Annotated in this window: 28 protein-coding genes and 1 pseudogene; 19 read left to right on the top strand and 10 right to left on the bottom strand. The window is 41.1% G+C overall.

Going from position 1 to position 18,694, the window contains the following annotated elements:
* Positions 1–29 precede the first annotated feature (29 nt).
* Positions 30–566: a hypothetical protein gene (locus tag HC246_RS20710; RefSeq protein ID WP_169365348.1), complete on the top strand. Its 537-nt coding sequence runs from the start codon at positions 30–32 to the stop codon at positions 564–566.
* On the opposite strand, the gene HC246_RS20705 is transcribed toward HC246_RS20710, so the two are convergent.
* Positions 561–1,706 carry a DUF1501 domain-containing protein gene (locus HC246_RS20705; RefSeq protein ID WP_169365347.1) on the bottom strand — a complete coding sequence of 382 codons (1,146 nt, stop codon included), beginning with the start codon at positions 1,704–1,706 and terminating at the stop codon, positions 561–563. The genes HC246_RS20710 and HC246_RS20705 overlap by 6 nt on opposite strands.
* 200 nt (positions 1,707–1,906) lie before the next feature.
* Positions 1,907–3,145, bottom strand: coding sequence for a DUF1800 domain-containing protein (locus HC246_RS20700; protein WP_169365346.1), 1,239 nt, complete (start codon positions 3,143–3,145; stop codon positions 1,907–1,909).
* 300 nt (positions 3,146–3,445) lie between these two features.
* On the opposite strand from HC246_RS20700, the gene HC246_RS20695 reads away from it, so the two are divergent.
* The 3 genes from HC246_RS20695 (at position 3,446) to HC246_RS20685 (ending at position 4,873) form a co-directional block, all read left to right on the top strand.
* Positions 3,446–3,844: a hypothetical protein gene (locus tag HC246_RS20695; RefSeq protein WP_169365345.1), complete on the top strand. Its 399-nt coding sequence runs from the start codon at positions 3,446–3,448 to the stop codon at positions 3,842–3,844.
* 335 nt (positions 3,845–4,179) lie between these two features.
* Complete coding sequence (locus tag HC246_RS20690; RefSeq protein ID WP_169365344.1) at positions 4,180–4,515, top strand: nucleotidyltransferase domain-containing protein; 336 nt, start codon at positions 4,180–4,182, stop codon at positions 4,513–4,515.
* 19 nt (positions 4,516–4,534) lie between these two features.
* Complete coding sequence (locus HC246_RS20685; RefSeq protein ID WP_169365343.1) at positions 4,535–4,873, top strand: HEPN domain-containing protein; 339 nt, start codon at positions 4,535–4,537, stop codon at positions 4,871–4,873.
* An 83-nt stretch (positions 4,874–4,956) separates the two neighbouring features.
* On the opposite strand, the gene HC246_RS20680 is transcribed toward HC246_RS20685, so the two are convergent.
* Entirely contained in the window at positions 4,957–5,538 is a 582-nt protein-coding gene (locus HC246_RS20680) for a DUF3782 domain-containing protein (RefSeq protein ID WP_169365342.1), read from the bottom strand.
* Positions 5,539–5,900: 362 nt separating this feature from the next.
* Here HC246_RS20680 and HC246_RS20675 point away from each other — a divergent pair, with 362 nt between their 5' ends.
* From HC246_RS20675 to HC246_RS20660, 5 genes and pseudogenes are all read left to right on the top strand, one after another.
* Complete coding sequence (locus HC246_RS20675; protein WP_009629480.1) at positions 5,901–6,077, top strand: hypothetical protein; 177 nt, start codon at positions 5,901–5,903, stop codon at positions 6,075–6,077.
* Positions 6,067–6,389, top strand: a pseudogene (locus HC246_RS27045) (type II toxin-antitoxin system PemK/MazF family toxin). Before HC246_RS20675 ends, HC246_RS27045 begins: the two are co-directional and overlap by 11 nt.
* A gap of 108 nt (positions 6,390–6,497) precedes the next feature.
* Positions 6,498–6,632, top strand: a complete 135-nt coding sequence (locus HC246_RS26540) for a hypothetical protein (RefSeq protein ID WP_263972547.1) — start codon at positions 6,498–6,500, stop codon at positions 6,630–6,632.
* A gap of 26 nt (positions 6,633–6,658) precedes the next feature.
* The gene (locus HC246_RS20665; RefSeq protein ID WP_169365341.1) at positions 6,659–6,997 is read left to right on the top strand and encodes a DUF6883 domain-containing protein; all 339 of its coding nucleotides are present in this window, start codon (positions 6,659–6,661) and stop codon (positions 6,995–6,997) included.
* Complete coding sequence (locus HC246_RS20660; RefSeq protein WP_169365340.1) at positions 6,997–7,257, top strand: DUF4926 domain-containing protein; 261 nt, start codon at positions 6,997–6,999, stop codon at positions 7,255–7,257. Before HC246_RS20665 ends, HC246_RS20660 begins: the two co-directional genes overlap by 1 nt.
* A gap of 4 nt (positions 7,258–7,261) precedes the next feature.
* Here the strand turns inward: HC246_RS20660 and HC246_RS26535 are convergent, their stop codons facing one another.
* Genes HC246_RS26535 through HC246_RS26530 form a run of 4 tightly spaced genes read right to left on the bottom strand, consistent with a single transcriptional unit; the run spans position 7,262 to position 7,997 of the window.
* Positions 7,262–7,390: a hypothetical protein gene (locus HC246_RS26535; protein WP_263972546.1), complete on the bottom strand. Its 129-nt coding sequence runs from the start codon at positions 7,388–7,390 to the stop codon at positions 7,262–7,264.
* A 47-nt stretch (positions 7,391–7,437) separates the two neighbouring features.
* Positions 7,438–7,719, bottom strand: coding sequence for a Txe/YoeB family addiction module toxin (locus tag HC246_RS20655; RefSeq protein ID WP_211167886.1), 282 nt, complete (start codon positions 7,717–7,719; stop codon positions 7,438–7,440).
* On the bottom strand, positions 7,676–7,882 hold the full coding sequence (locus tag HC246_RS20650) for a prevent-host-death protein (protein ID WP_169365338.1): 207 nt from the start codon (positions 7,880–7,882) through the stop codon (positions 7,676–7,678). The genes HC246_RS20655 and HC246_RS20650 overlap by 44 nt, the downstream gene beginning before the upstream one ends.
* Positions 7,875–7,997 carry a hypothetical protein gene (locus tag HC246_RS26530; protein ID WP_263972545.1) on the bottom strand — a complete coding sequence of 41 codons (123 nt, stop codon included), beginning with the start codon at positions 7,995–7,997 and terminating at the stop codon, positions 7,875–7,877. Before HC246_RS26530 ends, HC246_RS20650 begins: the two co-directional genes overlap by 8 nt.
* A 143-nt stretch (positions 7,998–8,140) precedes the next feature.
* Here HC246_RS26530 and HC246_RS20645 point away from each other — a divergent pair, with 143 nt between their 5' ends.
* The 7 genes from HC246_RS20645 to HC246_RS20615 all read left to right on the top strand — a co-directional run bounded on the left by HC246_RS20645 (position 8,141) and on the right by HC246_RS20615 (position 10,172).
* A complete protein-coding gene (locus HC246_RS20645) occupies positions 8,141–8,350 on the top strand; it encodes a hypothetical protein (RefSeq protein WP_169365337.1) in 210 nt (69 codons plus the stop codon).
* Positions 8,340–8,729, top strand: coding sequence for a type II toxin-antitoxin system VapC family toxin (locus tag HC246_RS20640; RefSeq protein ID WP_169365336.1), 390 nt, complete (start codon positions 8,340–8,342; stop codon positions 8,727–8,729). Before HC246_RS20645 ends, HC246_RS20640 begins: the two co-directional genes overlap by 11 nt.
* Positions 8,723–8,899 (top strand): hypothetical protein, encoded by a 177-nt coding sequence (locus HC246_RS20635; RefSeq protein WP_169365335.1) that lies wholly within the window; start codon positions 8,723–8,725, stop codon positions 8,897–8,899. The genes HC246_RS20640 and HC246_RS20635 overlap by 7 nt, the downstream gene beginning before the upstream one ends.
* Positions 8,900–8,930: 31 nt before the next feature.
* Positions 8,931–9,107 (top strand): hypothetical protein, encoded by a 177-nt coding sequence (locus tag HC246_RS20630; protein ID WP_169365334.1) that lies wholly within the window; start codon positions 8,931–8,933, stop codon positions 9,105–9,107.
* On the top strand, positions 9,097–9,420 hold the full coding sequence (locus HC246_RS20625) for a type II toxin-antitoxin system PemK/MazF family toxin (protein WP_169365333.1): 324 nt from the start codon (positions 9,097–9,099) through the stop codon (positions 9,418–9,420). Before HC246_RS20630 ends, HC246_RS20625 begins: the two co-directional genes overlap by 11 nt.
* A 259-nt stretch (positions 9,421–9,679) precedes the next feature.
* Complete coding sequence (locus HC246_RS20620; protein WP_169365332.1) at positions 9,680–9,958, top strand: BrnT family toxin; 279 nt, start codon at positions 9,680–9,682, stop codon at positions 9,956–9,958.
* Entirely contained in the window at positions 9,939–10,172 is a 234-nt protein-coding gene (locus tag HC246_RS20615; RefSeq protein WP_169365331.1) for a hypothetical protein, read from the top strand. Before HC246_RS20620 ends, HC246_RS20615 begins: the two co-directional genes overlap by 20 nt.
* 55 nt (positions 10,173–10,227) lie before the next feature.
* On the opposite strand, the gene HC246_RS20610 is transcribed toward HC246_RS20615, so the two are convergent.
* Positions 10,228–10,374: a hypothetical protein gene (locus HC246_RS20610; protein WP_169365330.1), complete on the bottom strand. Its 147-nt coding sequence runs from the start codon at positions 10,372–10,374 to the stop codon at positions 10,228–10,230.
* 199 nt (positions 10,375–10,573) lie between these two features.
* Between HC246_RS20610 and HC246_RS20605 the strand changes: the two genes are divergently transcribed.
* Genes HC246_RS20605 through HC246_RS20595 form a run of 3 tightly spaced genes read left to right on the top strand, consistent with a single transcriptional unit; the run spans position 10,574 to position 15,202 of the window.
* Entirely contained in the window at positions 10,574–13,234 is a 2,661-nt protein-coding gene (locus HC246_RS20605) for an Eco57I restriction-modification methylase domain-containing protein (RefSeq protein WP_169365329.1), read from the top strand.
* Positions 13,218–13,820 carry a hypothetical protein gene (locus tag HC246_RS20600; protein WP_169365328.1) on the top strand — a complete coding sequence of 201 codons (603 nt, stop codon included), beginning with the start codon at positions 13,218–13,220 and terminating at the stop codon, positions 13,818–13,820. The genes HC246_RS20605 and HC246_RS20600 overlap by 17 nt, the downstream gene beginning before the upstream one ends.
* Before the next feature lie 17 nt (positions 13,821–13,837).
* A complete protein-coding gene (locus HC246_RS20595) occupies positions 13,838–15,202 on the top strand; it encodes a helicase-related protein (protein ID WP_169365327.1) in 1,365 nt (454 codons plus the stop codon).
* 158 nt (positions 15,203–15,360) lie between these two features.
* Here the strand turns inward: HC246_RS20595 and HC246_RS20590 are convergent, their stop codons facing one another.
* Together HC246_RS20590 and HC246_RS20585 are read right to left on the bottom strand one after the other, a co-directional pair.
* The gene (locus HC246_RS20590) at positions 15,361–17,634 is read right to left on the bottom strand and encodes an amylo-alpha-1,6-glucosidase (protein WP_169365326.1); all 2,274 of its coding nucleotides are present in this window, start codon (positions 17,632–17,634) and stop codon (positions 15,361–15,363) included.
* 79 nt (positions 17,635–17,713) lie between these two features.
* The gene (locus HC246_RS20585) at positions 17,714–18,586 is read right to left on the bottom strand and encodes a DUF6920 family protein (protein WP_211167885.1); all 873 of its coding nucleotides are present in this window, start codon (positions 18,584–18,586) and stop codon (positions 17,714–17,716) included.
* Between the last annotated feature and the right edge of the window lie 108 nt (positions 18,587–18,694).

Raw genomic sequence — 18,694 nt, 5'->3', positions numbered from 1 at the left:
GCTAAATCTTTCCATGTAACATCAAATTTATGAAACTAATCCAAGAATCTGAGCAAAAATTAATTTGCAAATCAAATTCATGTGGGGTTCCTTTCGCTGGTTTTGTGGTAACTATAGGAGGTCTTATTTTATTGCTTTTGCTATTTCCAAACTTGATAGAGTGTTTGAGGGATAAGGTTTGTTATAAGATTCTCATGAGTTTTCACTCTACGAATATGCTGCAATATATTGGTGGCAGTTTGATTGGAATTTTGATGATTGCTTTAGGGCTTTTTTTATTCCTCCAGATTTCGACAAGAAGGGTGGTTTTTGATTTAGAGAAAAATCAACTTAATGTTGAGAAGTATTGGTTTTTTTCAAGAAATCTAGACAAAAGACAATATCTCCTATCAGAAATTTATGATGTGACTGTCGATATTTTTAAACAAAAAGGTGAGCCAGATGCTTATCAAGTAGTGGTTTTGCTGAATAACGGAACATCTATTCTTCTAGATCTATCGTACACTGGTAATGAAGAGTGGCATCGAGAAACGGCTAAAATGATCAAGAACTTTCTATTATTATAAAAAACCGATTTTTGCAAAATCTTGATCCAAAATAGTCGCTGCGCTAAATCCTTCCCAACGGTTGAGAATCTCAGCGTAAATACTACGGAAATCTACTTGCATTGGTAAATTCCCCTGCACCAGACTATCTAATGCAGGACTACCACCATAGAGACCACCGCGAACATTGCCCAACAACATCACAGGGGCAGCCGTGCCGTGATCGGTTCCACCATTGCCATTTTCCGCAGGACGACGACCAAACTCACTTTGCACCATAACTAAGACATTTTTCTGCATATTATGCGCTTGAATATCGCGATCGAGGGCAGCGAGTCCAGAGCCAAGGTCACTTAGTAACTGTTGATGACGGCGCACCTGTCCAGTATGTGTATCCCATCCGCCGATGGTGAGATAGACCACCTTGGGCTGTGACTCTAAAACACGAGCAAGCAGTGCAAATTGTCTACCGATCGCTGTTTTGGGATAGCTATGATCGTCAACCCGTTTATCAATATCTTTAGTCAGTTTTTTTATAGCAGCTTCGCTCTCTAGTACGGAGCGACGGACTTGCTCTGCCAATTCTGAACCTTGAGGATTGTTATAAATCACACGCATTGCTTCGCCAAGTTTGCCCCGTTGCTGCACGGCTAGGCGAGGAGACAGTTGCAAATAGCGATCGCCATCACCTGTGAGCGCTAGAGGATATTCTTCACCAAGAAAGATGGCATCTGCGGTTTTCGCTTGCACATCGCTGAGATATCTCGCTAACCAGCCTGTATCCGATGCACCTTGAGGATGGGCGCTTTGCCAAATTTCCTTAGAACGGAAATGGGATAGATTAGGATTAGGATAGCTGACATTCTGAACGATCGCCATTCGTCCTTTATCGAAAACAGGTTTTAAGTCTTTGAGAGCGGGATGGAATGCTGCCTGATTAGAAATAGGAATCCCATCCTTGATCGCAATAGTGGGACGCAATTTGCGGTAATTAGGATCATTGTAAGGAACGATCGTATTTAAGCCATCGTTGCCCCCTGCCAGTTCAATAACGACAAGAGTTTTGCGATCGCTACTTTGGGCGGCACTAGTACAACTAGGAGCAAGGATCGCCATTGCCGCCGTGCTAGACATCAAGGTGAGAAAATCTCTTCTATTCATAATTTTCTATTGGTAATCTTCTATTTGCAAATTGAGAGTTAGGGACTTGCTATTAATTAAAGTATCTGTGGCTTCGACTCCGCTCAGCCAACGTTAGCTGAGCGAAGTCGAAGCTAGATAACTTTGGTGGGACATTTTTTATCCGCAAGAGTCTTAGCGACAAAAATCCATATGGGAACAAGCATTAATCTTGGCTATATTTAAGCCAGTTGATAGATCGGTGAAGATAGAATCAATGCTGCAATTTCGCGTTTGGATAAACTTGTAAATTGTTCTTCTAATTGGCGATCGCCATTACCATCTAATAGAACTGTGACTAAATCCTTGGCACTGTAGCGATCGGGATTGAACTTAAAGCCCCCATCATCACCATACTCTTTAGTAAACTGCCGCGCGACATTGAGCCGCGTTAATAAAGAAGGCGCAGTCAACCAACCCTGATCTCCTTGCCAACCTTTGACCGACGGAGCATTGTAGGGTACTTGTCCCATAGCACGTAAATCACCAATCACGCGATCGCTATCTGCGTCAATTTGCAATTGACGCAAACTGCTCAAAACAAAATAGAGTGGTGTTTTCAGATGGCTACGGTAGGCTTTGGTACTATAAAATTCGGGACTATTGAAGACTGCGGCAACCACGGCTCTGATGCTGCGATTGTTCTGTTTATAGACCTGTGCAAGGCGATCGACGATCGCAGGTTCAGGATTGCTATAGGCGAAGGTACTCCATAGATCGACAGCTAATTTTCTGGCAGTGCTAGGATGATTGACTAAAATTTCCACCACATCTTGGGTGCTGAGTTTTCCTGAATGTCCTAAATAATTCTTAACTCCATCATCATGGCGGCGCTTTACGAATGTCACATCAGCAATGCCCATCTCAGGACGTAATTTCACCTGCCATCCCGTCAATGCCCTCGCCCCCTCTTGAATATCCTTTTCAGTATATTGCCCCTGCCCAAGGGTAAACAGTTCCATCACTTCACGACTATAGTTTTCGTTGATCTTGCCCGCCCGATTTTGAGCGTTATCCAAATAGTTGAGCATCGCGGGACTAGTAGTTACTTGCATCATCAATTCCTGAAAATCTCCCATCGCATAGGCTCGCAATCTTTTTTCGTAGTCTAGCAAGAACTGCGCTCTGCCAATTTTGCGGAGTGATACCACAAAGCGATCGCGCCAAAAGTTAACCATGCGTTCATGTAATGGATTATTAGCATTCACCATTTGCTTTAATAACCAGCGCCACATTTCCCGCGATTGATCCTGTTTACCTTTTTTGACTATGGGTAGAGGTGCAGGGACATTCAGCACTGGTGATTCGTTGAGCCAAGTTGATAACAACATTTCAGGGGAAATGTCACTATTCAATTCGTCGAGGGTTGCCCCAAATCCTGCCCGTCTCAAAAAATGACCTTTCAGTACGATGCGATCCATAGAATTATTTCCATAAAGCAAGTTGCATTAATCCAAGCTTGGTGAGACAAACTTGATGACATTTCTTGAATGACTTTTCTTTAGACTGGCAATCGCACATTAAGGTTCTATTTTTGCAAAAATTTTAGTAAAGATTAAACTCGACACCAGAGATCGCTTGTTGCTATCGCAAATCTAAATTTTGTTCCGCCTCAGAATGAGAAGCGATCACTCTTACAGCGATCGCCTATCTCTATATCTCTAATCTACTTAATACAGTGCGATAAACTAGATCCCAACTTAGAACTTGACCTTAACATTATGTCGAGAAGAGAAAAAGAAATATCAGATTTATTGAGCAAAGCTTTGCTACAGCAAGGACAGATGGATTATGATTTATACAAATTTGAGTTAGAGGAGCATCTTCAGGAATGGTACGCAGGTTTGAAGGCTGATCGAGAAAATTTTGTGCTGGTGGTGACAGAAAATTCGGGTTCAGTGGCGATGGTATTAATTTCAAAAGATAAGAAAGTCTATGTGAATGAAGATGGAAGAGAGAAGTTATCTACTATTTGGAAGTTAAACTATGAAAACAATGTGAGGCTTTTACTTCCTGCGATGTCTAATGATATAGATAGTGGCTTTTTCTCTGTAACTGGAATTACTGTGGTTGATAAGTCTAAGCGTAGATGGATAAAAGCTAAAGGGTTTTCTCGATAGAATGACAGTAGATTAAATGACAAATCGCCTATTTCCCCACATCAAACAGCGATCGCCCCTCAAACTCAAAACCCGATCGCCTATTCCCCCAAGTCAAACAGCAATCGCCCCCTCACCACCATAAACCCGATCGCCTATTTCCCCACATCAAACAGCGATCACGTCCTCAACACCCACAAAACCCGATCACCTATTTCTCAACACCAAACAGCGATCGCACTCACACCACCCAAAACCCGATCGCCTATTCCCTCAAATCAAACAACAATCGCCTATTCATGTTAGTGATCCTAGATTAGAATAGTGTTGATAATGCTTGCTTTAGCCTTAAATCTATGATTACAACTATTAAGAACAAGCAATTATTTGTTTTGTTGAATGAGCTAAAGTGTGGTCTGGTAGAACTCTATGGAGACAGATTGTTTTCGTTGATTCTTTTTGGTTCTCATGCAAGAGGAGAGGCTACTTCTGAATCAGATATTGATGGGATGGTAGTTTTGGCAGATCCTGTTAACGCAGTTGAGGAGCGATCAAGAATGTCTAGTCTTTTTTGGTACTTCTCGAGGGAATACGATGAATTAATCTCAATTATCCCAATATCAAAATCTCGATTTTTAGCAGGTGAAATTTCTTTTCTGAGAGTGGTTAAGCGTGAAGGTATTGAGATATGAATTAGCAAAGTTCTTGCTATTGTCCAATGATGATCTGGAAACTGCTCAATTGCCCTGCGATTCTGGACGTTATCGTTCTGCTATATCACGTGCTTATTATTTTTATATGACTCAATATTTACTTCTCTCTGAGGGATTGGATACTTCTACTCATAAAGGAGTTCTTAAGATGCTTAGTCTACATTTTGTGAAAACAGGGAAAATAACTCCAAGTGTTGCAGACTTGCTGAGGGAAGCTTACGATGCCAGACAAACTTGTGATTATGAATTTGATATGACTGAGGATGAGGAAATGGCGAAAAATGCCATCTCTAACGCTCAAACTTTTATTTCTGAAGTTAAAATGCTACTTTCTTAAAATTAGCGATCGCCTATTCACCCAGACCAAACAGCGATCGCCCTTCATCACCATAAACCCGATCGCCTATCAATCAATAAAAATCACCAGATTCTCGGCTGTAAATTCTGACTATTGGCAATAATGACAGAATCTCCTGCGGGTTCGATTAAAAATAGTCCTTCTTGTGTTGCATATTCATCTGCCTTTTCATCAATTTTTATTCCTGCTACGGCTCCATAAACTTTATAGTTTTTGTATTTGGGAAATGCTTCTTTAAATCTTGCTAATACTTCCAAAAATCGCTTCACATTGCGAATTTCTAAATGGGACTTCACTTCAATTGCTACTATTTCATTACCATTTTCTACCAGAATATCAATTTCCATTGAGCCACGATCATCATCTCCTTTCACCCGCATGGCTGTGTAATGAACATCAATTCCTTGTTCTCTAAAAATTCTAGCGGCAGCAGGCTTGATTAGGTTTTCGACAAATTCTGCCCATCTGCTGGTTAGTCCCCCAACTTGTTTGTTAGTTTGCTCAATTTGTTTGTTTGTTTGTTCAATAGTCTTTCGGAGTTCCGCCATTTCTAGTTCGGCTTGGTGCTGATATTCTTGGCGTTGTTGTTCGCTTTCGCGGAAGAGAGCAAAGATGTCGTCTAGGGTGATAGTGTTTTCGGACATGGTATTTATAGGATTAATTGTTGTGTAGGTATTTTAGCAATTAAGCTAGGATTTTGTGATCGCCTATTCCCTAAACACCAAACGACGATCGCCCCTCACCACCCATAAACCCGATCGCCTTTTCCCTCACGCCAAACAGCGATCGCACCCTCAAAACCCAACACCCGATCACCTATTTTCCTAAATCAAACAGCGATCGCCCCTTCATCACCCACAAGCCCGATCACCTATTTCCCACATCAAACAGCGATCGCCCCTCACCACCCGAAACCCGATCGCCGATTTCCCCAAATCAAACGGCGATCTCCTCCTAGCAAATATGTTAATCTAAGTTAAATTGATGATTTAAGCAAAGGTAAAGTATGGATACTTTAGCGGAAACATTAAATGTAAGATTAGCCAAATGGCAACCAGATGTTGCTGAATTGGCGAGACAGTTCATTTTGGAAATAATTGATTTAGCTGATCGGGATGCGTTAGATATTTTGCGATCGCGTTCTGTGGAACAAGAGGTATTGGATTTGTTGGATGAATATTAAGCAGGGTGAAGTTTGGTTAGCGGATTTAGGGATAGCTGCAAAGACTCGTCCTGTTGTTATTGTGTCTCGTTATGATGCAAATCCTCCAAGAGTTTTAGTGATTTATGTTCCTCTAACGACTCAGTATAGAAAAGTGAGTATGAGGTCGTACTTCCTAACTTGAAGTTTCTCAATCAATCATCCATAGCTAATGTGCAGGGTATTGCTTCTATTCCTACTGCAAGGTTAGAACGCAAGTTGGGAGATTTGCCAAGTGATGTGATGTTACAAATCAAGCAAGCGATTATTTTTGCATTGGATTTAAGTTTGTAAGGCAGCGATCGCACTCACACCACCCACAAACCCGATCGCCTATTCCCAAACAAACAGCGATCGCCTCTCATCACACTAAACCGATCTCCTTTCCCCTCAAATCAAACAGTGATCGCCCCTCACCACCTAAAACCCGATCGCATATTTCCTCAAATCAAACAGCGATCGCACCTCACTACAACAAAACCCTATCTCCTATTCCTTCAAATCAAACAGCGATCGCCTCACAGTTGGGTATACTAAGATTAATTTAGTATTGACTTCTGCCTATGAAATTACCAAATGGCGATCGCCCTGAAATTTCTATGCAAAAGATTTTAGGATATTGCTTAAACATCAACCATGATAAGGGTAAAGACAAGGCAAGGGTGTTTGAATCCAGACTGGGTATTACAATTCAAAATGCTGATAGTTTGGTTGAATTAATTCAAGTTGCGGCAGTTGAAGGTGAAGTTGTGCAGGAGAGTAATACAAGATTTGGTAAAGAATACAAGGTGGATTGGGAAATTCCTAATACAGGAGGTGCTGAACTAAGAACTATTTGGGAAGTTAGTATAGAATCTGGTTATCCACGATTGATTAGTGCTTTTTTAAAGAGAGAGAAATAATGAAAACTCCACAGTTACTCGATACGATCGCTATTTTAAAACCAATTTCTATAGATAGACTTTCTCTGATGGAAGCAGAATATGATTTTAATTCAGCTTTGCCAGTGGGTTTAGTTGGTACGATTGTGGATATTCATCAGGATAATCAGGGGGCTGATTATTTGGTGGAGTTTGCGGATTCTGATGGATGTGAGTTTGCGATCGCCTATTTGAAGGCTAATGAATTTCTTACTTTGCAATATGAGCTTGCTGCGGCTTAGGATTTTAGAGTGATCGCCTCTCACCACCCATAAAACCCGATCGCCTATTCCCCCACATCAAACAGCGATCGCCCATCAAACCCAACAAACCTGATCGCCTATTTCCCACACCAAACAGCGATTGCTCCCTCACCACCCACAAAACCCGATCGCCTAAATCTCAACATCTAACAGCGATTTCTAGTAGTGAAAACGGCAAGCGAGAATTCTAATTTTATCGTCTAGGACTTCATAAACTAGACGATGTTCTTGATCGATACGGCGTGACCAACAACCAGATAGATCGTGTTTTAGAGCTTCAGGTTGTCCTGTGCCTTCAAATGGATTACGTTGGACTTCACGAATCAGTTTGATGATTTTTAAAGCTTTTTTACGATCATTTTCAATCCACCAAGCTAAGTCCTCAAAAGTATCTGCATCAAATTCCAAGTTTTTCACAGGCTGCTTCCAAAGAGATTCCATCTTGACGTTTTCTGGCTGCAAGTAGTCTTTCTCTCATGATTGGACTACTGAGTAAATAGGCAGTTTCTCTCTCTGCCATTAGTTCTCGCCAAAAGTCGATAGGGACAACTACCGATACTGTTTGTCCTTCTGAATCACAGATGTATTGTAATGCGTTAGTCATAGCAGCCAATATAACTTACTGGATTAATCATAATTATAACTGATCGCCCCTCACCACCCACAAACCCGATCGCCTTTTCCCTCACGCCAAACAGCGATCGCCTCTCACCACCCACAAACCCGATCGCCTATTCCTCTCATCAAACAGCGATCGCCTATTCCCTCAAATCAAACAGCGATCGCCTGAATTATGGATATTTCATTTTGATGCTGATTCGTTATAATATTAGCCATAACTTTGCTAAAGAGGGTCAAATATATGACTAGTCGGGAGCAGCTTATCCAAGAACTTACAGAGGTTCCAGATGAGTTAGTCAAAGTAGTTTTAGATTTTTTGCATCGGGTTAAGACGACACGTATTCATCATCCATTAGCCAAATTTGCAGGTATTTTGAGTGATGATGAGGCGGCTGATTTGCAGAACGTAATTAGAACTGATTGCCGTCAGGTGGATATAAATGAGTGGTGAAATTGCGCTAGATACTTCTGTTGCAGTTCGTTTTTTGAATGGTGATCCTGAAGTTGTTTCAAGGGTTTTGGCATTGCCAGAGATATTTTTATCGGCGATTGTGGCGGGCGAGTTATTGTTTGGCGCTGAGAACTCTACCCGCGCATTAAAAAATTTACCTCGCTATTTGGAGTTTATTGAGGCTTGTGTAGTTGTTCCGATTGAGAGAAGAACGGCGGTTGTTTATGCACAAACCCGTTTGGCTTTGAAGCGAAAGGGGCGACCAATTCCGATGAATGATGTTTGGATTGCGGCGCATTGTTTGGAACGTGGTTGGGTGCTTGTGACTGATGATTCAGATTTTGATTATGTGGATGGTTTGGTGATAGAGCATTGGTAAGGACAGCGATCGCCCCTTACCACCCACAAAACCCGATCGCCTATTTCTCCAAATCAATCAGTGATCTCCCCTCACCACCCAACACCCGATCGCCTATTCCCCACATCAAACAGCGATCGCACCACACCATACATAAACCTGATCGCCTCTCATCAAGTATGTTAATCTAGGTTAGATTGATGATTTAAGCAAAGGTAAAGTATGGATACTTTAGCGGAAACATTAAGTGTAAGATTAGCCAAATGGCAACCAGATGTTGCTGAATTGGCGAGACAGTTCATTTTGGAAATAATTGATTTAGCTGATCGGGATGCGTTAGATATTTTGCGATCGCGGTCTGTGGAACAAGAGGTATTGGATTTGCTGGATGAATATTAAGCAGGGTGAAGTTTGGTTAGCGGATTTAGGCATAGCTGCGAAGACTCGTCCTGTTGTCATTGTTTCTCGTTATGATGCAAATCCTCCAAGAGTTTTAGCAATTTATGTTCCTCTGACGACTCAGTATAGAAATAGTGAGTATGAAGTCGTACTTCCTAACTTGAAGTTTCTCAATCAATCATCTATAGCTAATGTTCAGGGTATTGCTTCTATTCCTACTGCAAGATTAGAACGCAAGTTGGGAGATTTGCCAAGTGATGTGATGTTACAAATCAAGCAAGCGATTATTTTTGCATTGGATTTAAGTTTGTAAGGCAGAGATCGCACCTTCATCACCCACAAAAACCGATCGCCTATTTCCCAAATCAAAAGCGATCGCCCCTCAACACCCAAAACCCGATCGCCTATTCCCACAAATCAAACAGCGATCGCCCCTCAACACCCATAAAACCCAATCGCCTATTCCCACATCAAACAGCGATTTCACACCAAAAAGCTAAAAGTGGTTGTAAAATTTAAATGTCTCCAAGCAGTTGTAAATTGTCGATTAAAATGCTTATGGTTTATATGATATGAGTACCACTTTCGAGTGGGATGAGCAAAAAGATGCTGATAACAAGGCAAAGCATGGCTTAGATTTTGAAACTGCTCAATATGCTTTTTTCGATCCCAACCGATTGATTGTCCATGATTCGGAACATAGTGAGTTGGAGGAACGTTGGTTTTGTATCGGAAAAGTAGATGATCTTGTATTGACAGTGCGTTTTACTTATCGAGATGGAGTGATTCGGATATTTGGAGCTGCTCAATGGCGTAAATGGAGGAAATTTTATGAACAACACAATTCCTGATCCTGCTGAACCAATTGGGAATGTCACTATTGTTAAAGATTTTTTGCCTCCAGTGAATCAGTTAATTCCGAGGCAAAAGACGGTAACAATTACGATGGAATTTACTCAAGAAAGTATTGAGTTTTTTAAGCGCGAGGCTAAACGCCGCAATTCTTCATATCAAGAGATGATCTCCAATCTTGTGGATGCTTATGCAAAGCAGGGTAAGGTGTGAATAATTGAGCGCGATCGCCTCTCATCACCCTAAACCGATCACCTTTTCCCTCAAATCAAACATCGATCGCACCTTCTTCACCCACAAAACCCGATCGCCTATTCCCCACATCAAACAGCGATCGCTCCTTCATCACCCACAAAAGATCGCCTAAATTCAACATCAAACATCGATCGCCCCTCACAACCCAAAACCCGATCACCTATTTACTCAAAACCAAACAGCGATAAGGGAATACCAAAATACTACGCTCTTTGAGATTACAGTGAATTCATACTAAGTTTTTAATGATAAATATTGCAATTGTTCTAGATCATGATTATTTTAATAGCAACACTATTTTTTGTGGTATATGCTTGTTGTTAAGGTGTTACTATGAGAAGTCTTGAAAAAATTTGAGGATGGGAATGGTTTCTGGGTTGTACAGCACTGTTTTGCAACTTACATCGGCATCAAAACTGCCGACCACTGACCGTGCAAGAATTTTGAATGATTTTGCTCACAATTTTGGGTGGACTCCAAGTGATATTTTAGAAATACCCTCAACCAATGAATTTGCAAAAGCTCATTTAATAATTGAACATGGTCTAGAAAACCAAGCTGTCATAACTTTCCTCCAAAGAAGATATTCGGATCTGAATTATGAAGAAAGAAAACGATTACTCAACATATCCTATAACAATTTAGTTGATTGGCATATTCAGATCGAATCTGACCAAATTTCGTATATTTTTAACCGTTGTGATCCAGAGAAAATTGTAGAAACTCGTCATATTTCTCATGATAATTTAGATAATTTGAGAAGCAAAGCATTTGAGCAAATTTCAGGAAAGAGACAAAATCCTAATCTTCCTGCTCTAGATGATGCCCTAATCAATACAATTTCATTTTGGAAGCGCAATTTATATTCTGAGATGGGAAACTCAATCTCTAATAGAGAGTTGTCTGCTCTGTTTAATGCAATTATATTTACTAGAGCGGTTGAAGATAATTTTCGTCGTCTTTACCCATTTAGGGCTGAGGAGTTTTCAAATTCGCAAGCTTTGTTTGAGAACGTTATTCAATCTAGAGGTGAACAATTAACAATTCGCAAAGCAATTTTTAGAACTCTCGAATATTTTGATCAAAAAGAAATACCACAATATCTAATAGATGAATCTTTACTTAGTGTTTTTGATGGTCTAGATGGACAAACCCTAGAAGTTCTTGTAAGAGATTTTTATAGAATCAAATACGCAAAGCCCTATAAATATGACTTCTCTCTCATATCCAAACATGCTCTGAGTCGTATTTATGAAAGATATACCAGTCTTTTAAGATTTACAGAAAATGATGCCGATCAGCTTAGTTTCTTTCCACCTTTACCAGATGAAATACAAAACAAAGCTCATGGTAGTGTTTATACGCCTCAATTTATAGCAGGTTTTTTTGCAAGATATCTACGTGAGCAAATGCCACCGATGGAGTTTAAGAGATTGCGTACATTGGAACCTGCTATCGGTTCTGGTATTTTTTTGAGAACACTTTTGGAGATTCAATGCGATCCTACCCAAGGTGGCATAACAACTGAATTTATCGAAACAGCATTTAGCAATGTAACTGGTCTAGATATTGATCCCAATGCATGCCATTCAGCTCTCTTATCACTTTCTTTGCTCTATTTAGTTCTTACAGATAAATTACCATCTAATCTTGAAATAAAAGTGGAGGAAGCTATTAAGTATACTCAAGACCATCCAGAATTAAAAAATAGTTTTGGTGCTGTTATTGCTAATCCACCATTTGTATCATTAGGAGATCAAAATGAAGCAACAAGAGCGAGAGTTGCTGATTTTATGGGAACTACTTCTCAGGGAAAAGTAGATTTATCTTTAGCTTTCTTAAAGATAGCGATAGAATCCTTGAAACCTGGTGGATATGGTCTATTTGTTTTACCCCATAAATTCCTTTTGTCAAAAAGTGATTCTGGAATTCGCAACCTTATTTCTCAAACAGCTTGGATTCGTTGTTTAGTAGATCTTTCCGCTATTCAAGTTTTCGGGGATGTCAATACTTATGTTATTCTTCTGATTTTCCAGAAACGCTATAGTTTGGATCAAGCACCTATGGCTACTATTGCTCAATGCCAAGAATTATTGGGGAAAGCGTTACAAGATATAGTCGAAGGTCGTCAGTCAGAAACCAAATTTTACAATATTTTCAATGTGAATCAAGATGTTTTTGAATCTGATGAATGGATAATACAAACTCCTACAACTGCTAGTATCGAACGCAAATTAAAATTACTCCCAACTATTGGTGAGTTTATGAATATTCGAGTAGGCGTTCAAACTGGTAGTAACGAGGTATTTATAGTTCCAAGATGGCAAATACCAAAAGGAGAAGATGGTATTTTTATTCCATTTCTTTCAGATCGTGAAATGGAATCTTATACTACTCCTAAACAGACAGAAAGTTATTTGTTTTATCCATATGCTGAAGGTAAAAAGCTTAATGAAGATGATCTTAAACTAAGATATCCAAAAACATGGGAGTACTTATTACAACATAAAGTAAAGTTAGAGGCTCGTGCCGCAGTGCGAAAAAATCAAGTTCTTTGGTGGGAATTAGAAAGATCTCGATCTGAATATTTACAGCAAGCAAAAATTGTTAGTCCACACTTAGCGATTATGCCTAGATTTTCAATTGATAGTGCGGGTAAATTTGCTGTTGTTCGATCTCCAGTGATTTTTCCTAAGGAGCGCAATGTTGAAAGTGAGCTACTGCGATACTTTGCTGCTGTCTTAAATTCGAGTGTTTGCTATCGTTACATCTCCGAACATTCTCATAAATATGGCAGTGGGTATTCTATGTTAGAACCTAAAAGCTTGCTTAAGACTCCTGTTCCAGATCCAACAAAAGTAAATTCTTCTACCATGCACAACTTGCTACTTCTCGTTGATAAACGTCTGCTTGCTTCAGGCTCTGAAATTATAGATATCGAGACAGAAATTGACCATATTGTAGCTGATTTATACGGATTTAGTGAGGAAGAACTGGCTATATATGGCAACTCAAGATAAGCGAATTTTAATTGATTATAAAAAACTGCGAAATAGACATAATGTCGTAAAGCCATTACTTAAACCTCTTGCTTTAAACTACCAAAGACTAGATGTATCTCCTATTGGTCGTAGTTCAACGGAGCATATAGTCGCGGCAAAAGATAATATATCAAAGCCTAATGCTCGTTACGATGAGATGAGATTTAGGACTATTGGTGAATTACGCGCTATGTATTACGAAAGATGGTACAAAATTTCTCAGAATAGAGAAGAATTATTCTATCTAGATAGAGCTTATCTTCATTTTTACATGATTGAACCATCTATATCCGAAGAGAAAGAGTTTGCGCTTCTCCATTGTGATCCAAATGAACCAGATAACGCCGCTCATGCAAAATACAAGCAAAGTTTGCATCTACATATAGAATGTTCAGATTCGTCTTGCTATCCACATTGTCATATTTGGCCACATGCACACATTGCTTTAAATACAGGCTATCTTAACCATGTGCTTAAAGATATAGATTCTCTAACACAAGCTGTAAAAGAAGCGATATATATGCTCAAGGAAGAGGTGTTAGACCCACTTAGTAAACATATATAATTGCCAACGCCCTCGCCATGCACGAAAAACTGATGCTCTATGGCATCCGCTATCGTCCCAATTACAAGATTGCGATCGCCGAAAGCTTTCCCGAAATCTCAGGTGAACACCTGCGCCCCCAACTCATCGCCGCCATCAAAACCAGCCCCCTCGCCGTCGAGCAAGTCCTCCTCTCAGCCAAAATCGACACAATCATCACCCATCTCAAAACAGGAACCCTCATCTATACCCACTATGTCGAAGGCATGGTCGAACCACTCCGCAAAGCGATCGCCGCCGCAGGTTACAAGGTGGGCTTATTCACAGGCGTAGAAGACACCAAAGAACGTGATTCCGCCAAACAGAAATTCATCGCCAGAGAAATCGACATTCTCATCGGCACGGCTCCCATCGGTACAGGCGTAGATGGATTGCAATATGTATGCGATCGCCTGATTATCGCCAGCCTTCCTTGGACTCATGCCGAATACGAGCAACTAGTCGGACGCATCTATCGCCAAAAATCATCATTTGCCAAAGTAGAAGTAATCATTCCCCAAGTCATCCTCGACCATCAAGGCGATATCTGGTCATGGGATCGCCAATACCGATGGAGTCGCATCCAATGGAAAAAATCCCTCGCTGACACGGCGATCGATGGCGTAATTCCCAAGGGCGAACTTGCATCGGAAAAAGTCGTCCTCCAAAAAGCAGGAGAAGCCCTGCAAACATGGATCGATCGCGTCGAAAGTGGCGACATCTATGAAATCAACCGCGAAGAATTGCGCGTTCCCTTACCCGCCGCGATCGCTAAAATCCTACAACGCCGCTTTGGGGACTTCTCAGCGATGAACAACCGCTTCAATAATTCCTACAGCCACACCACAGGCGATCGCCTCAAAGCACATCCCGAAGAATGGTATCAATACCACCACCTCTATCGCGCCGCCCGTGAAACATGGCAAGAAATTCCCTACAAAAAAATCGCCGAAAAGCTCCAAAACTATACCAATCTCCAAATCGGTGACTTTGGTTGCGGTGAAGCCAAACTAGCCGAATTACTTCCCAATCACCAAGTCCATTCCTTCGACCACATCGCCATCAACGCCAAAGTACAAGCCTGTGACATCGCCCATACACCTCTCCCCGATGCAACCCTCGATGTCGCCATCTTTTCTCTATCCCTCATGGGCTTAAACTATGCCGACTATCTCCAAGAAGCCCATCGCACCCTCAAAGGTGGCGGCAGTTTATTGATTGCAGAAACCATCAGCCGATGGATAGATAAAAAACAAGAATTGCTAGATTTGATCACCAGTTGGGGATTCACGGTTGTGAAAGAACAAACAAGCGATCGCTTCCTCTACATCAATGCTACTAAGCCATTAATCTCTCTAATTTGATTGATTCTATTTCAGAAATTACAGCATTACGAATTATAGTTGTTTTAAATAATTTGTAGAGGGGCTTCGACTTCGCTCAGCCCTCGGTGTAAGCTAGCTGAGCGAAGTCGAAGCTTTAGTTTTTATCTAAATTAGCTATAACAAGGCGATCGCTACTGCTATGCCTCAATGATGACGCGGACATTGCCGCGTTTTTTATTGACTCGACAGGCAGTAGTATCGCCTAATCGCTCAAACTCTAAATCTAGTAATGTTTGTCCAATTCGTAGGTTTTGAATCGACAAACGATTGATAGAGTTAAGTAAGCAGGGATCGAGAATTCTAAGTTGATTATTAGGTGCATCGGGGACAAAATTTACCATAACCGCAATTAATTGGAAGATGCTTCCCGTTGCCCAAGCTTGCGGTGAACAGGCGACAGGATATTGGACGGGAAAACTAAAGCCATCATGCTCATAGCCGCACAATAACTCAGGTGGGCGGTGATAGGGCTGAGCGATCGTCATATCGATTAAGCCTTGAGCAATCCTCAGGGATTGTTTGACGAGACTATGCGATCGCATCCCGATCGCGATCAGACTATTATCATGGGGCCAAACGGAACCAATGTGATATCCCATCGGATTGTAAGCGGGAGATAGACTGCTCAGTGTCCGAATACCCCAACCATTGAACATATCAGGGGCATTTAAACGGGCGGCGACACTGATTGCTTTTTCATAATCGAAAATCCCTAAATTCAAGCAATGACCAGCATTAGAAGTAATACTATCAACCTGTTTACCTTTTCCATCTAAGGCGATCGCGCAATAGTCTTGATCGGGCATCCAAAAATCGTGATTGAATCTTGATTTTAAATCCTGTGCCTGCGATCGCCAAAGATCTGCAAGATCAAACAACTGTCTTTTTTCCGCTAACTCACTCATGCGGATTTTGGCGGCATAGACATAGCCCTGCACTTCACATAAAGCGATCGCGCCCTCTGCGATTTCTCCTTTACTATTGACAATACAATTTTCGGAATCTTTCCAACCCTGATTGAGCAAACCTTTGTCCGAGGAACGATAATAACGGAGATATCCCGTTTCTTGGCAGTTGCGATCGATCCATGCCATTGCCGAGAGCGCATTCGGCCATAGCTGATCTAAGGTGGGCTGATCCGCAGTCCAAGCATAATATTCAGCATAGAGCATTAACCAGAGAGGAGTCGCATCTACGGTTCCATAGTAGGGAGTATGGGGAACTTCATGACAACGCGCCATCTCTCCTAGCCTGATTTCATGGAGAATTTTCCCCTTCTGCTCATCTTGCCATTCGTTATCAACTTTGCCTTGAAAGTAAGCCAAAAGGGAGAGCGTATCACGGGCGATCGTGGGATCTAAAGCCAAGGTTTGCGAAGCAGAAATGATCGAATCTCTGCCAAATAAAGTTGAAAACCAAGGCACTCCTGCCGAAAGGAAGTTATACTTTTCTGATGTCTGTCTGAGTAAATAAATATCCTGTACAGCGCGATCAATGACATGATTCAGAGATTTATTGTCAGTTTGAATTTTCGTAATTTGTTCTGTCCAAAGTTTCTCTTCTAACAACTCCTCAGTTTTCGCCTGCGTAAAGGTTTCAGGCACACTCACTATCGAGGTTGGAGAATTATTCGTAAACAAATGAATCCGATATCCAATCGTTCTCGATTCATGGGCAGCTAATTCTACGTGCCAGATGGCAGTATAGCCTTGGATTTCTTGAGGCTGAAAAGAGTGAAACTGAACCCGTGATTCCATCAAAGCGCCATCTAGTCCCTCGTAGGCAAGTACAATTTCTTTAGGTAGAATTTCCGCAGATTTCTGATCTTGATTGGGAACATAGCGTAGGAAGTTACCTCTTTTTTCGCGCCTAGCTCCCCTCACTTCAAATAAATCCAGAAAATCCGCATCTAGGCTTAAACTGAGCATAAAGCTCACTGGATGTGTATTGTAGTTAGTTACTTGGGTCTGCTCAAAGAAACCACCTTTAATCACAATTTCTCGATGGATATCAATGGTTTCTGCTTTAATGTGACCACCCTTTTCATCGTCAATTTCGGGATTTGCACATAACACCGTCATCGCAAAGCCTTTACGCGCTGTACTACTAAAGGAAATAGGCGATCGCGCATTAATTTGTAACTCTAGACGGCTCAAAAACCTAGTGTCACGACAAAACAAACCCATGCTATCTTCAATACCACCAAGGCGGCAGCTTAGATCTGAGATATTGCCCAATGTATCCGTAATTAGGAATAAATCATCGTCCTTTAAGGTCAAGGTAGCGATCGGATGCTCACCAGTGACACAAACCCAAGGAGAAATCAAACTTTTATCAATAGGAACAAATGTCCTGCCTCCAACTTCAATTGTCGCAGGTTCAATGATCGCTAATTTAGTTGTGTTGGGCATTTTATAATTTAGTTAAATTTATTTGTGAAAGTTATAGAAACGAAGATGCGTACTACTCATCTTCGTTTCTGTAAATCTATTACGATGCAAACTCATAGCTAATCTTGGTGATTTTTCCTTTAAAATAAAGCCGAGCGCCTTCTGGATGCTCCCAACCCACTTCGCCTTCTAAGGGAATCCGCATTCCATTATGATCTGAATATTCCCCAAACTTGCCTACCCAAGGCATAAACGTCAATTTATCTCCAATCACACGATAACAACGGGCTTCAGCACGCATACTGGTAATTAATCCTTCCGTATCAAACTGAAAAACGACCGAGGCTGTTGTTTTACCATCGGTCAAAGTAGCACGACTAGAATGCTGATCGATCGCTTCCCAGATTACACCTTGACTAGGTAGCAACGATGTTGGATACCAAACCGATTCGGCAAGGAAGCGTAATAATTCTCCTTGGTTTAGTTCAGGAATATTGTGCATTTTAGCAACCGTAAAAAGACCAATTAATGAAGCTTGTAGATGCCCTTCTCCTAGCAGGTATGTATCATGAACAAATACATTTACGAATGGCATCATCTGAATTTTTGCATCCCAATCAAACCCCTGTCTTTGCGTGACCACAAGTTGCGTAGCATTAAATTTATGCCATTTATCCTCCATTTCATTCATGTTAAACTGCCCATGCTGAGAGAATTCGACCTTTGTAATGATCGCTTGCCCTTCCTGAAGTACAGTTTTAAAAAATCGCTGTGCGGGATCTGGTAGACCTTCAATCTCTTTTGAGTCATATACTTTAGGCTGAATTGGTTGTTGCCCATTTATCAGATTGACTCGTAATTGATCAGTCTCAGACCACCAGCGATTGCGTCTGTAAATAATCACAAGTACCAATAGGGATAAGAACAGAATGCTAATAATGGCAATTGGTGGTAACTTCAGCAAATAGTTCATAGACAAACCTAAGCCAAATACAGCTACTATCAATACTATAAATCGCCATGTTTGGATGAGTATCATTTTTTCTTGATTGCCCTCATTCCTTTCACCAATTCTAGATCG

The organism is Pseudanabaena yagii GIHE-NHR1 (assembly GCF_012863495.1).
GTDB classification, from domain to species: domain Bacteria; phylum Cyanobacteriota; class Cyanobacteriia; order Pseudanabaenales; family Pseudanabaenaceae; genus Pseudanabaena; species Pseudanabaena yagii.
Note: the sequence above shows the minus strand (reverse complement) of the source record. Positions and strands in the feature narration are given on the sequence as shown.

What these genes read in the sequence shown, in the direction of transcription:
- HC246_RS20710 (WP_169365348.1), top strand. Translation starts at nt 30, where the DNA reads ATGAAACTAATCCAAGAATCTGAGCAAAAATTAATTTGCAAATCAAAT.
- HC246_RS20705 (WP_169365347.1), bottom strand. Translation starts at nt 1,706, where the DNA reads ATGAATAGAAGAGATTTTCTCACCTTGATGTCTAGCACGGCGGCAATG.
- HC246_RS20700 (WP_169365346.1), bottom strand. Translation starts at nt 3,145, where the DNA reads ATGGATCGCATCGTACTGAAAGGTCATTTTTTGAGACGGGCAGGATTT.
- HC246_RS20695 (WP_169365345.1), top strand. Translation starts at nt 3,446, where the DNA reads ATGTCGAGAAGAGAAAAAGAAATATCAGATTTATTGAGCAAAGCTTTG.
- HC246_RS20690 (WP_169365344.1), top strand. Translation starts at nt 4,180, where the DNA reads ATGATTACAACTATTAAGAACAAGCAATTATTTGTTTTGTTGAATGAG.
- HC246_RS20680 (WP_169365342.1), bottom strand. Translation starts at nt 5,538, where the DNA reads ATGTCCGAAAACACTATCACCCTAGACGACATCTTTGCTCTCTTCCGC.
- HC246_RS20675 (WP_009629480.1), top strand. Translation starts at nt 5,901, where the DNA reads ATGGATACTTTAGCGGAAACATTAAATGTAAGATTAGCCAAATGGCAA.
- HC246_RS20665 (WP_169365341.1), top strand. Translation starts at nt 6,659, where the DNA reads ATGAAATTACCAAATGGCGATCGCCCTGAAATTTCTATGCAAAAGATT.
- HC246_RS20660 (WP_169365340.1), top strand. Translation starts at nt 6,997, where the DNA reads ATGAAAACTCCACAGTTACTCGATACGATCGCTATTTTAAAACCAATT.
- HC246_RS20655 (WP_211167886.1), bottom strand. Translation starts at nt 7,719, where the DNA reads ATGGAATCTCTTTGGAAGCAGCCTGTGAAAAACTTGGAATTTGATGCA.
- HC246_RS20650 (WP_169365338.1), bottom strand. Translation starts at nt 7,882, where the DNA reads ATGACTAACGCATTACAATACATCTGTGATTCAGAAGGACAAACAGTA.
- HC246_RS20645 (WP_169365337.1), top strand. Translation starts at nt 8,141, where the DNA reads ATGACTAGTCGGGAGCAGCTTATCCAAGAACTTACAGAGGTTCCAGAT.
- HC246_RS20640 (WP_169365336.1), top strand. Translation starts at nt 8,340, where the DNA reads ATGAGTGGTGAAATTGCGCTAGATACTTCTGTTGCAGTTCGTTTTTTG.
- HC246_RS20630 (WP_169365334.1), top strand. Translation starts at nt 8,931, where the DNA reads ATGGATACTTTAGCGGAAACATTAAGTGTAAGATTAGCCAAATGGCAA.
- HC246_RS20625 (WP_169365333.1), top strand. Translation starts at nt 9,097, where the DNA reads ATGAATATTAAGCAGGGTGAAGTTTGGTTAGCGGATTTAGGCATAGCT.
- HC246_RS20620 (WP_169365332.1), top strand. Translation starts at nt 9,680, where the DNA reads ATGAGTACCACTTTCGAGTGGGATGAGCAAAAAGATGCTGATAACAAG.
- HC246_RS20615 (WP_169365331.1), top strand. Translation starts at nt 9,939, where the DNA reads ATGAACAACACAATTCCTGATCCTGCTGAACCAATTGGGAATGTCACT.
- HC246_RS20605 (WP_169365329.1), top strand. Translation starts at nt 10,574, where the DNA reads ATGGGAATGGTTTCTGGGTTGTACAGCACTGTTTTGCAACTTACATCG.
- HC246_RS20600 (WP_169365328.1), top strand. Translation starts at nt 13,218, where the DNA reads ATGGCAACTCAAGATAAGCGAATTTTAATTGATTATAAAAAACTGCGA.
- HC246_RS20595 (WP_169365327.1), top strand. Translation starts at nt 13,838, where the DNA reads ATGCACGAAAAACTGATGCTCTATGGCATCCGCTATCGTCCCAATTAC.
- HC246_RS20590 (WP_169365326.1), bottom strand. Translation starts at nt 17,634, where the DNA reads ATGCCCAACACAACTAAATTAGCGATCATTGAACCTGCGACAATTGAA.
- HC246_RS20585 (WP_211167885.1), bottom strand. Translation starts at nt 18,586, where the DNA reads ATGAACTATTTGCTGAAGTTACCACCAATTGCCATTATTAGCATTCTG.